The organism is Bradyrhizobium sp. HKCCYLRH2015 (assembly GCF_051168215.1).
Classification (GTDB): Bacteria; Pseudomonadota; Alphaproteobacteria; order Rhizobiales; family Xanthobacteraceae; genus Bradyrhizobium.
In genome coordinates this window covers 233,774-247,350 of sequence record NZ_JBNPUO010000006.1, presented here as the reverse complement: position 1 = coordinate 247,350, position 13,577 = coordinate 233,774, and the positions used below count along the sequence as shown (strand labels likewise).

Here is a 13,577-nt window from a genome sequence, read left to right as displayed (position 1 = left end):
TATCCCCGGGCATTGCCGAGCCCGGAAGGAATGTGCGATGTAGCCGGCCAGCACTGGTATTCCAACCACCACACGATCACGCAGCGAGCAACGATGAGAAGCTTCCATTTCCCCGGCAGGTCGACGGTCCACGCCCAGAACGGAATGATCGCGACATCGCACCCGCAGGCGGCGCTGGCCGGGATCGAGGTGCTGCGGGCCGGCGGCACCGCGGCCGATGCGGCGGTGGCAGCCTGCGCCCTGCTCGGAGTGATCGAGCCGCAATCGACCGGTATCGGCGGCGACTGCTTCGCCCTGGTCCAGCCCAGGGGCGAGGGCCGGATCATGGCCTATAACGGCTCGGGCCGGGCGCCTGCCGCCGCGACCGTGGACTGGTACCTCGAGCGCAAGATCCATTCGGTGCCGCTGACCTCCGCCCACGCCGTCTCCGTGCCCGGTGCCATCGATGCCTGGGCGCGCATCCTGCACGACCATGGCCGGCTCGGCCTCGACCGGCTGCTGCAGCCGGCGATCCGCGCCGCCGAGGACGGCTATGTGGTGGCGCCGCGGGTGGCCTTCGACTGGAACAACCAGTTCGAGAAGCTCAAGAACGGCACCAACACCGCGCGCTACTTCCTGCCGCGCGGCAAGGCGGCGGCGGTCGGCGACGTGATTCGCCAGCCGGAGCTGGCGCAGACGCTGCGCGTGATCGCCAAGGAGGGGGCGAAGGGCTTCTACACCGGCGCGGTCGCCGAGGACATGGTGCAGACGCTGCGCGGCATCGGCGGCCTGCACACCCTGGAGGACTTCGCCAATCACCAGACCGAGGTGACCTCGCCGATCGGCACCACCTACAAGGATCATGACGTCTGGCAGTGCCCGCCGAACGGCCCGGGCATCACCATGCTGGTGATGCTCAACATTCTTTCCCGCTTCGACCTCACGCGGATCGATCCGCTCAGCGTCGAGCGCTTCCACCTCGAGGCCGAGGCCGCGCGCATTGCCTACATGATGCGCGAGCAGCATATCGGCGATCCCGCGCACATGACCACCGAGGTCGCGAGCATCCTCGCCAAGGAGTTCGCCGACGAGTACATCTCGCAGATCAGCCTCGACAAGCTGCTCGATCTGCCGAACGTCGCGCCGCCGATGAATCCGGAGACGGTCTACATCACCGTCGTCGACCGCGACCGCAACGTCTGCTCCTTCATCAACTCGATCGCGCATTCGTTCGGCTCGGCCATCGTCTCCAACGAGACCGGCGTGCTGCTGCAGAACCGCGCCGGCGGCTTCCGCATCCAGCCCGGTCATCCGAACTGCATCGGTCCGGGCAAGCGTCCGCTGCACACCATCATCCCGGCGCTCGCCACCAAGGCCGGCCGCGCCCAGATGTCTTTCGGCGTGATGGGCGGCCAGTATCAGCCGGTCGGCCAGACCCACGTGCTGACCAACATCCTCGATTATGGCTGCGACGTGCAGGAAGCGATCGATATGGCGCGCGGCCTGCATTACGAGGGCGTCTATCAGCTCGAGGACGGCGTGCCGGCCGATGTCGTCGAAGGCTTGCAGAAGATCGGCCACAAGACCACCAAGGTGGTGTCGCCGCTCGGCGGCGGCCAGGCGATCTGGATCGACTGGGACAAGGGCACGCTCACCGGCGGCTCCGACCCGCGCAAGGACGGCTGCGCGCTGGGATATTGAGGCGGGCGCGTTCTCGCGGACTATCTCACCATCACTGCGCTTGGGCCCAGTCGTGTCCACACATTCCGCTGTCGTCCCGGCCTTGAGCCGGGACCCATACCCCCAGGGAGCGGTTTGAGGCAGGCTGGCAATTGGCTTTTTGCCCATCACGTCTGCTGCGGCGTATGGGTCCCGGATCGGAGCCGCGACGCGCTGGCGCGCGTCACGGCTTGTCCGGGACGACAGCGGTGGGTTTGGCGGATTTACAATTCAAACAGCCATCGAGTTGAAGACATGAGGACGTGATCTCGCGGCGAGACTCGCCCGAGGTCTGCACTTGGTCGTCCCTCGCAATCATGCAGAGGGCGCAGGGAATGCCGGGTGAAGGCCTCACCCATGGCCCGCCTGCGAAAAAAATGCAGGCGGCAGGTACCACAGGCAAAGCCGAACACTCCGGCATTCCCTGCGCGACGGTCTTCACGCTTATACGCAGTCTCCCTGGTGCGCCGGGCTTGTTGGCCACCATGCCGCGACGATGCTTGCGCATCGCGCGGGTGACACCAGCGTCGGGGTGTCAGGACGCTGCGACTTCACGTCCGCAAGATATCGTTCGTCCGCATCCTCGTCGAAGAGAATGCTGCGATCTCTCGCGGCCATCGCACCCCGCCTCGCGTGTCGTGACGATCGCGCGCTACGCCCCTCTGCGGTGAGGCGGGATGCGCGGAGATAATCATGATTTCCGATTATTGGCAATAGGATTATTTTTTTCGGAAGCAGATGCCGGGCTGGTCAGCCGCTCCCGCTTGGGCTAAACCGCGGCTCCCGTGAACGAGCAGAGGCGGTCTGGAGCATGCGGCGTCCGATGAACAGAAGAGTTGCGCTGATGATGGCGGCATCGGCCGCGGCCGGTGGCGTGCTGGGCTCCCGCGCGGTCTCGGCCCAGACCAGTTCCGCCCAACCGACAGGAAAGACCATGACCACTCCCTCCGGACTGCAGATCATCGACACCAAGGAAGGCACCGGCGCGACGCCGACGCGCGGTCAGACCTGCGTGATGCATTATACGGGCTGGCTCTATGAGAACGGTCAGAAGGGCAAGAAATTCGACTCGTCTGTGGATCGCAACGAGCCGTTCGAATTCCCGATCGGCATGAAGCGCGTGATCGCCGGCTGGGACGAGGGCGTCGCCACCATGAAGGTCGGCGGCAAGCGCACGCTGATCATTCCGCCCGAGCTCGGCTATGGCGCACGCGGTGCCGGCGGCGTGATTCCGCCGAACGCGACCTTGATGTTCGACGTCGAACTGCTGGGCGTGAAGTAGGTCTGGGCGAGTGACGGCGGTTCGGTCAGCAAGCGTGCTGTGCGATACAGCGTCCTCTCCCCCAAGGCGAAGCTGAGCTTCGCCAGGGTGGGAGAGGACATCACCGGCCCATCCGCGAACGCTATAGGGTGAGGGGTATCCTTCGGCGAGCGACGCTCGGGGAGAGATACCCCTCACCCGACGAAGCTTGTGGGGACTGTCCTGCATGCCCTCTCCCACAAGGGGAGAGGGCGCATTTATAGGCGCCGGTTGAGACGCCGATAGTTGCTATTCGTCGTCAACTAACAACGGCGCGAAGACCGGCCCGCGAGGGGCCGGTCTTGTTAGTTTCTGGAGATCGTCATCGCGCGACCTCAGCGACCGCGCCGATCCTGCTCAGAGGTTCTTGTTCGCAGCGCCGGCGGCGGTGTTCACCGCGTCCTTGGTCGCCTGCTTGGCATCGCCCAGCGCCTGCTGGCCCTTGCCCTTCACTTCCTGGATCGCGCCTTCGCCCTGCAGACGGTCGTTGCCGGTGGCTTCGCCGATGCCCTGCTTGGCCTTGCCGATCGCCTCGTTGGCGACGCCCTTGATCTTGTCGGTGGTGGCACCCATGATTTCGTCCTCCGTTGTTCGTGTGAACTCCACCGACCCAACGCACCCAATGCAGAAAGGTTCGCGCGGAACTGCGAATAGCTTCGTTGCGGTATTTCGGCTAAGAACTGTCGGTTCCCTCGAACCGACGAAATCCCGAGAAGAAAATCATGTCAGGCTCTCACGATCACGCGCACGGCCATTCCCACGATCACGGCGACGAGCGCTGGAAGCACGACGGCGTCCGCGTCATTCCGGGTCATCAGCTCGATGGCAACGTGCCGTCGACACCGGGCATGGACCGCAAGGCCGCGATCAACTTCGCGCGCGTCGGCGCGCAGAAATTGTGGGCCGGCACCGTCACGATCCGGCCGGACGCCAAGACCGGCGCGCATCATCACGGCCATCTCGAAAGCGTGATCTACGTCGTCAAGGGCAAGGCGCGGATGCGCTGGGGCGATCGGCTGCAATTCACCGCGGAGGCCGGCCCCGGCGACTTCATCTTCGTGCCGCCCTATGTGCCGCACCAGGAGATCAACGCCAGCCCGGACGAAGTGCTGGAATGCGTGCTGGTGCGCAGCGACGGCGAGGCGGTCGCGATCAACATCGACATCGAGCCGGTCGAGAAGCCGGAGACGGTGCTGTGGATCGATCCGGTGCACCGCGATCCCGCCGAGTCGAAGCCGTAGCCATCAAGGAAATGGCGGAGCCGTCTCGCGACGGCTCCGCCGGGCAGGGAGTGGCTATACCGCCCTCCCTCTCACACGCGAAGCAGGGGCGACTGTCGCGCGTGTGTCTCGCGGTTCGTTGTCTCGAGCCGCAGTTCGGATGAATGCCGATCAGGCCGCCTCGTCGGCGCGGCGCCAGACCGGAAACGGATCCGACAGCCGCGCCCATGCGGCGACATCCATCGCAGGCTTCCCCGGCAGCAGGCAGGCGTCGAGCCGCGCGCTCAGGCCCGCCTCATCCATGTTGCTGCCGATGAACACGATCTCCTGGCGGCGGTCGCCATAGACCTCGTCCCAGCGCCCGAGCATGCGCGTGCGCCAGTCGAGGTCCTCGGGCCACAATTTCTGCGGCACCGCAGCCCACCAGAAGCCGAGCGCGCTGGTGCGGACGATGGCGCCGGCTTGGCTGATCTCTCCGAGCCATTGCGGCCGGGTCGCCAGCCAGAAATGGCCCTTGGCGCGGATCACGCCCGGCCAGGATTCGCGCAGGAACCGGTCGAAGCGGGCCGGAATGAACGGCCGCCGGGCGCGGTAGACGAAGCTCGTTACGCCATAGGCCTCGGTCTCCGGCGCATGGTCGGCGAAGCCGTAGAGCTCGCTGTACCAGAGCGGGTGCTGCTGGGCGCGGTCGAAGTCGAAGCGCCCGGTCGCAAGCACGCGCTCCAGTGGCACACGGCCCTGGCTGGTCTCGATGATGTCGGCGTCCGGATTGAGCGCGCGAATGATCTTGCGCGCGGCGTCGCGCTGATCGCCGCTGGCATCGTCGACCTTGTTGAGCACGATCACGTCGGCGAACTCGATCTGCTCGACCAGCAGATCGACCAGCGCGCGCCGGTCGCCGTCGAACTGGTCGCCGCGGTCAGTCAGGAAGTCGGACGACGAATAGTCCTTGAGCAGGTTGACCGCGTCGACCACCGTCACCATCGTGTCGAGGCGCGCGACATCCGACAGGCTCATGCCATGCTCGTCGTGGAAGTCGAAGGTCGCCGCCACCGGCAGCGGCTCTGAAATGCCGGTGGCCTCGATCACGAGATAGTCGAAACGACCGCTCTCGGCCAGCGTGCGGACTTCCTTCAGCAGGTCGTCGCGCAGGGTGCAGCAGATGCAGCCATTGGTCATCTCGACCAGTTGCTCATCCGTCCGTGACAGATTGGCACCGCCATCGCGAACGAGGTCCGCATCGATGTTCACCTCGCTCATGTCGTTGACGATCACCGCCACCTTCAGACCCTGGCGGTTGTTCAGGACGTGGTTCAGCAAAGTGGTCTTCCCAGCCCCGAGGAAGCCGGACAAGACCGTGACGGGGAGTTTGCGCATCGAGATCGAACAGCCTCTTCAGGGGAAGGGGTCGGTGCCGGCGAACGGGCATGCGGCCTCAATCGTTATGTTATAACATAACATCATCTCAAGTCGCGCTGGGTGTCAAGGGAGAGTGTGTGACAAAGGTGTGAGAGGCGTGATGACGTGGGGTCTTGCCGCGGGCTGTGGACGCGCGGGGCAGGCGTCGGCCTCAAGGAGCAGAGCAGGTTCAGCGGTGTGCTTTAGAACCGTCGGGACACCGATCCGCTTGAGCGATGTTGCAGGAGCGACGCTGCAAGAACAACGCTGCAAGAACAACGACTGGTGCGCTCCCTCTCCCCGTTCTTACGGGGAGAGGGTCGGGGTGAGGGGCAGCCACACAAGAAGTCTTAGTTGTTAGGTCCGTTCTTTCTTGGCGTGAGGACGTTCGTGATGTGATCCGAACCTCTGTGATTCAGGTGAGACGGGTGGAGGCTATCGACTCAAACCGCTCGTGCGGCTGCCACTCACCCCACCCCTCTCCCCGTGAAGAACGGGGAGAGGGGGCGCACCGTCATTGCGGCTGGAGCGTGCCTCATATGCAGCAAGCTACTTCGACAAAAACGCCGTGCCGGCCGGGCCGCTGGTCGCCGACATCGACAGCGCGCCGGGCGCGATCGCCCAGTTGGTCTGGTTGAGGATCAGCGTGTTGAACACCATCGTGACGCTGTTGCTGCTCATGGTCGAGACCGAGTTGATGGTGACGTTGCGGCTCGGCAGGTACATCAGGCCGGTGTAGGACGAGCTGCTGGTGCCGTTGATCGGCAGGTTCGTCGTCGACAGGCCTGACGGCTCGTACATCAGGATGTTGGCGTAGGTGCCGCTGGTCGGCGCCGACAGCGTCGCATTGACGTTGCCGTTGAAGGTGAGCGTCGCGTTCTGGTCGACGAGGTAGAAGGTGACGCCGCTGCCCGTCACCGTCCACCCCGAGTTGAAGGTCATCGCGCCGCCCTTGATGATGTAGAGGCCGGGATTGAGCGTCAGCGTGCCGGAGCCGTTGAAATTGGTCGCGCCGCAATACACGCCGGGGCTGAGCGTGACCGAGCCGGGATCGTAGACCTTGTTGTTGGTGGTGCACGCGCCCACCGTGACGACGGGCAGCTTGCCGGCGAAGGGATCGGCGATCGCGGCGCAGCCGGTCTCGGCCGGCGGGGTGACGCCGCCGTTCTTGGTGATGTTGGTGCCCTTGATGCAGATGCGCTTGACGTTGAGCGTGGCGTTGAACATCGCCGCCGGGCTCTGCGTCGACAGCACGTGAACCTCGCAGCTCGGCGCATTGAGCTGGGCGCCGGAATTCACCAGCAACGATTGCGCGTTGATGGTGCTGACCAGCAGGATGCAGACCGGCGACCTGGCCTGCGCACCGGCTTTCGCCGTAGCGGACGCCGTCACGCCGAGCGACGTCGTGCCCATGACATTGAGGAACGAGGTCTTCACCGTGGTCGTCGCGGTGCCCGACAGCGAGCCGTCGCCGTTGGGTGTGAAGGTCGCCGACGTGCCGGTGCCGAACCGGCCCTTGAAGCTGCCCGAGAACACCGCGCTCGCGGTCGAGACCTGCTGCGCGCTGGCCTGGGTCACGCCGGCGAGGACCGCGGCATCGACCGACTTCTGGAGCTGCGCCTTGGTGTCGCTGGACTTGGCGAAATCGACGGCGGCGCCGACCGACACCAGGATGGGGATGATGGTGATGGCGAAGATCATGCTGATCTGGCCGTCCTTCGCGCGGCCAAATCTCCATGCCAGATCGCGAAGTGTCTTCGACGAAATCGATACGGTCATGTGCAACGCTTCCTGCTGATGGCTGTCCGAGGCTCGACGCCGGCGGATGCGAGCCCGTGCTGCAAGGAAGTGGCGGCCAGACATTACCGCATGCTGAATCCGGTTCCGTAAAGGAACCCTGCGACGTCGTTGCGGAAGCCGAAGGTTATCAGTGTATTTGCCGGATCATCGAGAGGTGCTCGTTCGCACCACTCACTGGTAGTAGCCGCGCGAATTGCTTGTATTCGGCGGTGGCCGCTTGTGAGTTGCAGGTCGTTTGAATTGCTCTTGCCGGTTAGTGTCCGCTAAGCGCGCGAGCGCCAGATCCGGCGCGAGAGAACGAGGCAGCAAACGAGTGCGTAGGCGACGAGCGACAGCGTGACCATCGCGGCGAGCGAGGCCATGCCGCCGCCGAGCATGACGATGGCGACATAGCCGCCGCCCGCCGCGATCAGCACGCGCAGGGCGGAGCCGACGAACGGCCACAGCACGTGCCCCGCGCCTTGGCCGGCAAAAGCCAGCACGAAGCCGAAGCCGAGCGCGGCGTAGGCCGGCGCTACGGTGCGCAGATAGGTCGCGCCCTCGCGCACAACCTCGGCGTCGCGGCTGAACAGGCCGAGCCAGAGCGGCGGATGCAGCGCCACGATCACGCCAATGGTCCCGACCAGCGCCGCGCCCGCCAGGGCGCTGATCCAGGCGATGCGGCGCGCGCGGCCGCGCTGGCCGGCGCCGACGTTGATGCCGACCATGGTCAGGGTGGCCGTGCACAGTCCGAACAGGATCGGGATCATGATGTAGTCGAGCCGCGAGGCGATGCCATAGGCGGCGAGCTCGGAGGTGCCGAAGCGGCCGGCGAGCGCGGTCACCAGGATGACGGTGAGATTGACCATGACCGCGTTCAGCGCGGTCGGCAGCCCGACCCTCAGGATGTCGGCGAACAGCCGGGCCTGCAGCCGCGCCACGCGCACATGCAGGCTCGAGCGGCCGGAGGCCATATAGCGCACCAGCACCAGCATGGCGCCGCAGTAATACAGGCCGAAGGCGATGCCGGCGCCGGCGATGCCGAGCCCCGGCAGCGGACCGAGGCCGAAGATCAGCAGCGGCGAGGCGGGGATCATGACCAGCGCGCCGACCAGGGTGACCAGCGCCGGCACGCGTACATTGCCGGCGCCGCGCAGCGCCGCCGCCTGCAGGTTGACGATCCACACCGGGATGGCGCCGGCGAACAGATAGTTGGAGTAGCGCAGCGCCGCCTCCAGCGCGCCTGCGCGTCCGCCGAGCGCATGGTACAGGGCCGGGCCGAGCAGGGCGGTCGCGAGCGTGAACAGGCCGCCGGCGATCACCGCCAGCACGATCGCATGGAACGCGATGGCATCGGCATCGGCGTTGTGCCCGGCGCCGACGGCGCGCGCCACCGCCGAGGAGACGCCGCTGCCGATGCCGCCATTGGACATCATCGTCATCAGCATGAAGATCGGGAACACCAGCGCGACGCCGGCCAGCGCATCGGTGCCGAGGAAGCCGACGTAGTAGGCCTCGGCGACGTTGACCGCGGTCTGCGCCACCAGCACCGTCATGGTCGGCAGCGCCAGCCGGAACAGCGTCGGCAGCACCGGGCCGGAGAGCAATGCCGTGCGGACCGATTCGGCCTTGGCGCGCGACGGAGCCGGGGCCGGCGTGGCAAGCGGCGTTGGCGCCTCCGGAGCTGCCGTGCCGCTACGCCGGGCCTCGCTGGTCGCCTGGGTGGAAACGTCCATCGGATCTCCGCGCGCCTGGCGAGCCGTTGCATTGAAATGACGATCATCATTCAATAGGTCCGCCGCCGGGCGCGGGTCAAGGCGACGCGGGCGCAGGCCGATCATGAAAATTTGGCGGAGCAGGGTGATCCGCTGCGCCGGGGCGGCCCGCTAGTAATGGACGCGCAGGCCGATGCCGCCGTGGATGGTGTTGCCGACCGGCTGCGGGCCGAGCGTGCCGTTGACGAACAGGTCGGCGATCCAGCCCTGCGGCAGGCGGAAGCCGAGCCGGCCGCCATATTCGAACCAGCCCTGGTTGCCCATGGTCGGCGTCACCGTGCCGTTGCCGGTGACGGTGGCGACGATGCCGGAGCTGGTCGCGAACGACTGGACGTAGCCGCCATTGATGTTGGCCTCGATGCTCGTGCCGAACAGGTGGGTCCACTGGCCGCCGACCTTGACCAGGCTGGTGCGGTCGGTGCCGCCGGCGATCGTCGCGTCGAACGGGTTGAAGGCTACCGTGGGATCGCGATAGCCGGCGACGTGCTGCCACAATTGCCACAGCTCGACCGAGGCCGCGAGCTCGTCGCGCGGCGAGAACCGGCTGATCCAGCCGGCGCGGCCATAGACCGCGTAGTTCGATGCCGTGGTGGTGCCGTCCACGGTGACGTTGCCGAGGCTCGTCGCATAGCTCCGGCCGTAGCGCACGCGCTCATAGGGCGTCAGGATCGTGCCGACGTCGAAGAACGGCCGCGACGAGCCCCAGTCGGCGAAGTCGTAGCGCAGCGCAAAGGCGCCGATCGGCGCAGACGTCACGTGATAGCCGTTCTCGTCGTAGTGCGTGTAGGCGAGGCCGGCGAGCAGCGCCAGATTGCTGGTGAGCTGCTTGCGGCCATGGATGCCCGCCGAGAACGAGCCGGCCGAGCCGAACGCGCTGACGCAGTCGCTGCAGTTGACCTGCTCATTGACGCCGAGCAGCACCAGCCCGAGCACGCGGTTGGTGATCATCTGGTTGAAGCGCTGGTCGGCGAGGCTGTTGATCGCGTTGGCGCTGTTTCCCGCGCCGGTGGGCGACGGCGACGGGGTCGGCGTGCTCGAGGGCGAGGGCGTCGGCGTCGGCGTCGGACTGGCGGTCGATGTCGGCGTGGCCGACGGCGTCGGCGTCGCGGTGGGCGAGGAGGTCGGAGACGGCGACGGGGTCGGGCACGGCGCCGCCGCGAAGTTGTCCACCCCGCAATTGCTCTGCGCGGCGGCCGGCGCGGCTTGCAGGGCGAGCGCGAGCAGCCCGCCGGCGATGGCCGTCATCAGGAGAGCAAGCTGACCGCGTCGCGTCCTCATCGTCATCGCCCGCACAGGATGCCGGTGAAGTCCTGCGGCGGCGCATTGCTGGCGAGATCGGTGACCGTGCAGAGGCCCGATGTCGACGCGCAGCTCGCCGCAAAGCTCCAGGACGGATTGCTGGTCTTCTTGATCGTGCTCCTGCCGTTGCCGGTTGCGGTGATGATGGCCGTGTCGCCGGGCTGGGTCAGCTCGAGGCATTGGAAGGTGAGGGTGCAGACCCGCGACGCGCCTTCCTGCAGCACGACCATGGTCTGGCCGCGCTGCGAGCGGATGTCGAGGATGGTGCCGCGCACGCCGATGGTCGCGAGCGGCGTGTTGATCTTGTAGGCGGTCTTCTCGGAATGGCCGGTGACGAAGCGGAACGCGCCGGTGCCGAGCCGGATCGCGATGTCGCGATAGCTGGTCTCGTCGTTGAACACGGTGCGGTCGAGCGTCAGGGTGGCGTTGGCGCCGAGCGAGAGATTGGTGCTGTCGATCATGACGAGCCGCGCGGCGCTGTCATTGCCGGTGCGCACGGTCTCGTTGCGTACGACGCCGTCGCCGACATTGATCGGGCTGCTCGACGCGCCTGCAACGCGCAGCACGTCCTTCTGCACCAGCACGGCTTCGCCGATGCGGCCGTCGGCGCTCGCGCCGCCCGCGACGCCCAGCAGGGCGGCGGCCGAGATCGCAGCAACACAGGTTCGGCGACGCAGGCTCATATCCACACCGAAGGTCGTTCCCTGCTCAATCTAGCCGAAGACGGCGCGCGGGGTTGTTGTAAAATGGGCACAAGTTTGCCTCGATGACCGTTCGGTGGTTAGTTGCCGTCACCGTGGGATCAGTTCAACGCGGAGGCCCATGAAGGTATCTGCTGCTCGCCGGGATGACGACGAAGATGACGGCGAGGTTGCGCAGGATGGCGCTCCGTCGGTCCGCCGCGGCGTGATGACGGCGTTGCTGATCTTCGCGATCGCGCACGTCGTGCTGATGATCGGGCTCGCCTCGCCGCCGAAATTCGTCTTCGACGAGGTGCATTACGTGCCGGCGGCGCGGCAGATGCTGGGACTGGGGCCGGCGACGCCGCAGCTCAACCCGATGCATCCGCCGCTCGCCAAGGAGCTGATCGCGCTGTCGATCAGGACGTTCGGCGACAATGCCTTCGCATGGCGCTATCCCGGTACCGTGCTCGGCGGGCTCGCCGTCGCCGCGATCTATCTGTGCGGCCTGGCGCTGTTCGCGGCGCAATGGCCCGCCATCGCGGCGGCGCTGCTCGCGGCCTTCAACCAGATGCTGTTCGTCCAGGCGCGCATCGCGATGCTCGACATCGGCGCGCTCGCCTTCAGCCTGCTCGGGATCGCGGCGTTCCTGTTTTCGTTCAGGCAGCGCCGGCCGCAGGTCGTGTTCGCGCTGGCGGGGGCGCTGTTCGGCCTTGCGATCGCCTGCAAATGGAGCGGGCTGTTTCCGCTCTTGACGGCGCTTCTCATCGTCGGTCTCATCAAGCTGTTGCAGCATTGGCAGACCTCGTTCGGCGATGGCGAGCCGACCGACTGGTATCGGCCCGAGCAATGGCCGCAACTGAGCTGGCTGCAGATCGTGCTGTGCCTCGTCGCGATGCCTACTGTCTGCTATCTCGCGACCTTCGTCCCGCTGCACGGCCTGTCCGTCATGGGCATCTTCGAGGCGCAGCGGCGCATCTTCGCCGACAGCGTCACCACGGCGATCGCCGGCCACACCTATATGAGCGCGTGGCCGACCTGGCCGCTGCTGGTCCGTCCGGTCTGGTTCCTGTTCGACAAGAATGGTGACACCGACATCGCCGCGGTGGTGCTGCTCGGCAATCCGCTGGTGCTGTGGCCGGCGCTGGCCGCGCTCGCGATCTGCGCCCGGGATTTCATCGCGACGCGCAGCGCGACGGCGTTCCTGATCCTGGCGTTCTATCTCGGCTGCTATCTGCCCTGGGCGCTGCTGCCGCGCGCGCTAAGCTTCATCTACTACTACCTGCCGTCGGCGACGCTGGCGAGCCTCGCGCTCGTCCATGCGCTGCGACGCTGGCCGCGCTGGGTGCTGGTGAGCTATGTCGCCGTCTCGATCCTGGGCTTCGTCGCGATGCTGCCGATCAGCGCCGCCTTCATCGGCACGACGATGCAGACCTTCACCCGGCTGATGCTGTTCCAGAGCTGGATCTGAACGCGGACAAAAAGCGCCCCGCCCGCCAGGGACCGTAAGCAGGCGGGGCGATGCGCGGCGGAGCGCTCACTTCGCCGCGGTTTTGGTGTCCATGTTGACGACCTGGACCCGCCGGTTGAGCGGATCGGCCGGGTTGGCCGCGTCCTTGAGCTTGGTCTTGCCGTAGCCGACCGTGACGAGGTCCTGGCCGGGGAGGGCGAACTTCTCGACCAGATAGCGCTTGATGGTGTCGGCGCGGCGCTCGGAGAGATCCTGGTTGAAGCCGTCGCTACCGATGCCGTCGGTATGGCCGGCGACCACGAAGGTCGAGCCCTTCAGGTTCGGATCGGACAGCGCCTTGCCGAGCTCCTGCACGGCCGGCATCGAGGCCTTGCTGATGTCGGCCGAATTGTAGTCGAACTGGATCTCGAGATCGATCTTGGGCTTGGTCGCCGCGATCTCGGCGATCTGCTCGCGCTCGCCGAGCGACAGCGAGCGGGTCTTGCGGTTGCGCATGCTGTCGATGAAGGCCGCCTGCGTCGCCGTGTCGGCCTGCGGGTTCACCTGCGGTCCGATCGAGATGCCGCGCGTCACGGCCTTCGGCTTCAGCGCGTTGAGGATCTTGTCGGCCGACACGGCCTCGCCGGCGAGAGCGGTGCCTGCGCCGATCGCCAGCATCGCGGAGAACGCCGCCGCCTGAACTGCAAAACGTCCAAAATATGGGGTCATCGTCGTTATCCTCGGGTCGTCATGCCCTATGGCCATTGGATGCGTGAACGATAGAACGGGTTCAAAGCGTCCAATGTGATCGACGTCACGTTGTCGGGCCGGGCGGCCCTCGAGGGGCGAAGCGAGTGGTCTGCGGGACGCGCCGCGCGCTGCCGCAAAGCGATCGGCAGCTGGCCGGTCCGCGAACAACAAATCGGCCAGATGCGGTTCTACCGGATAGCGCTCGCCAGGAAAAAATCGCAAACCTAA

General features: G+C 66.3%; 12 protein-coding genes. 5 read left to right on the top strand and 7 right to left on the bottom strand.

Going from position 1 to position 13,577, the window contains the following annotated elements; translation table 11 throughout:
• Positions 1-93 precede the first annotated feature (93 nt).
• Together ggt and ACQR1H_RS17650 are read left to right on the top strand one after the other, a co-directional pair.
• On the top strand, positions 94-1,680 hold the full coding sequence (gene ggt / locus ACQR1H_RS17655) for a gamma-glutamyltransferase (RefSeq protein WP_315805858.1): 1,587 nt from the start codon (positions 94-96) through the stop codon (positions 1,678-1,680).
• Between the two features lie 841 nt (positions 1,681-2,521).
• Positions 2,522-2,980 (top strand): FKBP-type peptidyl-prolyl cis-trans isomerase, encoded by a 459-nt coding sequence (locus tag ACQR1H_RS17650; RefSeq protein ID WP_316178026.1) that lies wholly within the window; start codon positions 2,522-2,524, stop codon positions 2,978-2,980.
• Between the two features lie 375 nt (positions 2,981-3,355).
• Here the strand turns inward: ACQR1H_RS17650 and ACQR1H_RS17645 are convergent, their stop codons facing one another.
• Positions 3,356-3,571: a CsbD family protein gene (locus tag ACQR1H_RS17645; protein WP_316178028.1), complete on the bottom strand. Its 216-nt coding sequence runs from the start codon at positions 3,569-3,571 to the stop codon at positions 3,356-3,358.
• A 149-nt stretch (positions 3,572-3,720) separates the two neighbouring features.
• On the opposite strand from ACQR1H_RS17645, the gene ACQR1H_RS17640 reads away from it, so the two are divergent.
• A complete protein-coding gene (locus ACQR1H_RS17640) occupies positions 3,721-4,239 on the top strand; it encodes a cupin domain-containing protein (RefSeq protein ID WP_315802710.1) in 519 nt (172 codons plus the stop codon).
• Positions 4,240-4,389: 150 nt separating this feature from the next.
• On the opposite strand, the gene zigA is transcribed toward ACQR1H_RS17640, so the two are convergent.
• From zigA to ACQR1H_RS17615, 5 genes are all read right to left on the bottom strand, one after another.
• Positions 4,390-5,595 carry a zinc metallochaperone GTPase ZigA gene (gene zigA / locus ACQR1H_RS17635; RefSeq protein ID WP_434907926.1) on the bottom strand — a complete coding sequence of 402 codons (1,206 nt, stop codon included), beginning with the start codon at positions 5,593-5,595 and terminating at the stop codon, positions 4,390-4,392.
• A 570-nt stretch (positions 5,596-6,165) separates the two neighbouring features.
• Positions 6,166-7,395, bottom strand: coding sequence for a TadE/TadG family type IV pilus assembly protein (locus ACQR1H_RS17630; protein WP_434887400.1), 1,230 nt, complete (start codon positions 7,393-7,395; stop codon positions 6,166-6,168).
• A gap of 284 nt (positions 7,396-7,679) precedes the next feature.
• On the bottom strand, positions 7,680-9,131 hold the full coding sequence (locus ACQR1H_RS17625; RefSeq protein WP_434907925.1) for an MATE family efflux transporter: 1,452 nt from the start codon (positions 9,129-9,131) through the stop codon (positions 7,680-7,682).
• Positions 9,132-9,281: 150 nt separating this feature from the next.
• Positions 9,282-10,454 carry a hypothetical protein gene (locus tag ACQR1H_RS17620; protein WP_434907924.1) on the bottom strand — a complete coding sequence of 391 codons (1,173 nt, stop codon included), beginning with the start codon at positions 10,452-10,454 and terminating at the stop codon, positions 9,282-9,284.
• Positions 10,451-11,152 (bottom strand): FecR family protein, encoded by a 702-nt coding sequence (locus ACQR1H_RS17615; RefSeq protein ID WP_315802715.1) that lies wholly within the window; start codon positions 11,150-11,152, stop codon positions 10,451-10,453. Before ACQR1H_RS17615 ends, ACQR1H_RS17620 begins: the two co-directional genes overlap by 4 nt.
• Positions 11,153-11,291: 139 nt before the next feature.
• Here ACQR1H_RS17615 and ACQR1H_RS17610 point away from each other — a divergent pair, with 139 nt between their 5' ends.
• Positions 11,292-12,620 (top strand): phospholipid carrier-dependent glycosyltransferase, encoded by a 1,329-nt coding sequence (locus ACQR1H_RS17610; RefSeq protein ID WP_434907923.1) that lies wholly within the window; start codon positions 11,292-11,294, stop codon positions 12,618-12,620.
• A gap of 66 nt (positions 12,621-12,686) precedes the next feature.
• On the opposite strand, the gene ACQR1H_RS17605 is transcribed toward ACQR1H_RS17610, so the two are convergent.
• The gene (locus ACQR1H_RS17605) at positions 12,687-13,328 is read right to left on the bottom strand and encodes an OmpA family protein (RefSeq protein WP_434907922.1); all 642 of its coding nucleotides are present in this window, start codon (positions 13,326-13,328) and stop codon (positions 12,687-12,689) included.
• Between the two features lie 75 nt (positions 13,329-13,403).
• Here ACQR1H_RS17605 and ACQR1H_RS17600 point away from each other — a divergent pair, with 75 nt between their 5' ends.
• Positions 13,404-13,577 (top strand): hypothetical protein, encoded by a 174-nt coding sequence (locus ACQR1H_RS17600; RefSeq protein WP_434907921.1) that lies wholly within the window; start codon positions 13,404-13,406, stop codon positions 13,575-13,577.

What these genes read in the sequence shown, in the direction of transcription:
- ggt (WP_315805858.1), top strand. Translation starts at nt 94, where the DNA reads ATGAGAAGCTTCCATTTCCCCGGCAGGTCGACGGTCCACGCCCAGAAC.
- ACQR1H_RS17650 (WP_316178026.1), top strand. Translation starts at nt 2,522, where the DNA reads ATGAACAGAAGAGTTGCGCTGATGATGGCGGCATCGGCCGCGGCCGGT.
- ACQR1H_RS17645 (WP_316178028.1), bottom strand. Translation starts at nt 3,571, where the DNA reads ATGGGTGCCACCACCGACAAGATCAAGGGCGTCGCCAACGAGGCGATC.
- ACQR1H_RS17640 (WP_315802710.1), top strand. Translation starts at nt 3,721, where the DNA reads ATGTCAGGCTCTCACGATCACGCGCACGGCCATTCCCACGATCACGGC.
- zigA (WP_434907926.1), bottom strand. Translation starts at nt 5,595, where the DNA reads ATGCGCAAACTCCCCGTCACGGTCTTGTCCGGCTTCCTCGGGGCTGGG.
- ACQR1H_RS17630 (WP_434887400.1), bottom strand. Translation starts at nt 7,395, where the DNA reads ATGACCGTATCGATTTCGTCGAAGACACTTCGCGATCTGGCATGGAGA.
- ACQR1H_RS17625 (WP_434907925.1), bottom strand. Translation starts at nt 9,131, where the DNA reads ATGGACGTTTCCACCCAGGCGACCAGCGAGGCCCGGCGTAGCGGCACG.
- ACQR1H_RS17620 (WP_434907924.1), bottom strand. Translation starts at nt 10,454, where the DNA reads ATGACGATGAGGACGCGACGCGGTCAGCTTGCTCTCCTGATGACGGCC.
- ACQR1H_RS17615 (WP_315802715.1), bottom strand. Translation starts at nt 11,152, where the DNA reads ATGAGCCTGCGTCGCCGAACCTGTGTTGCTGCGATCTCGGCCGCCGCC.
- ACQR1H_RS17610 (WP_434907923.1), top strand. Translation starts at nt 11,292, where the DNA reads ATGAAGGTATCTGCTGCTCGCCGGGATGACGACGAAGATGACGGCGAG.
- ACQR1H_RS17605 (WP_434907922.1), bottom strand. Translation starts at nt 13,328, where the DNA reads ATGACCCCATATTTTGGACGTTTTGCAGTTCAGGCGGCGGCGTTCTCC.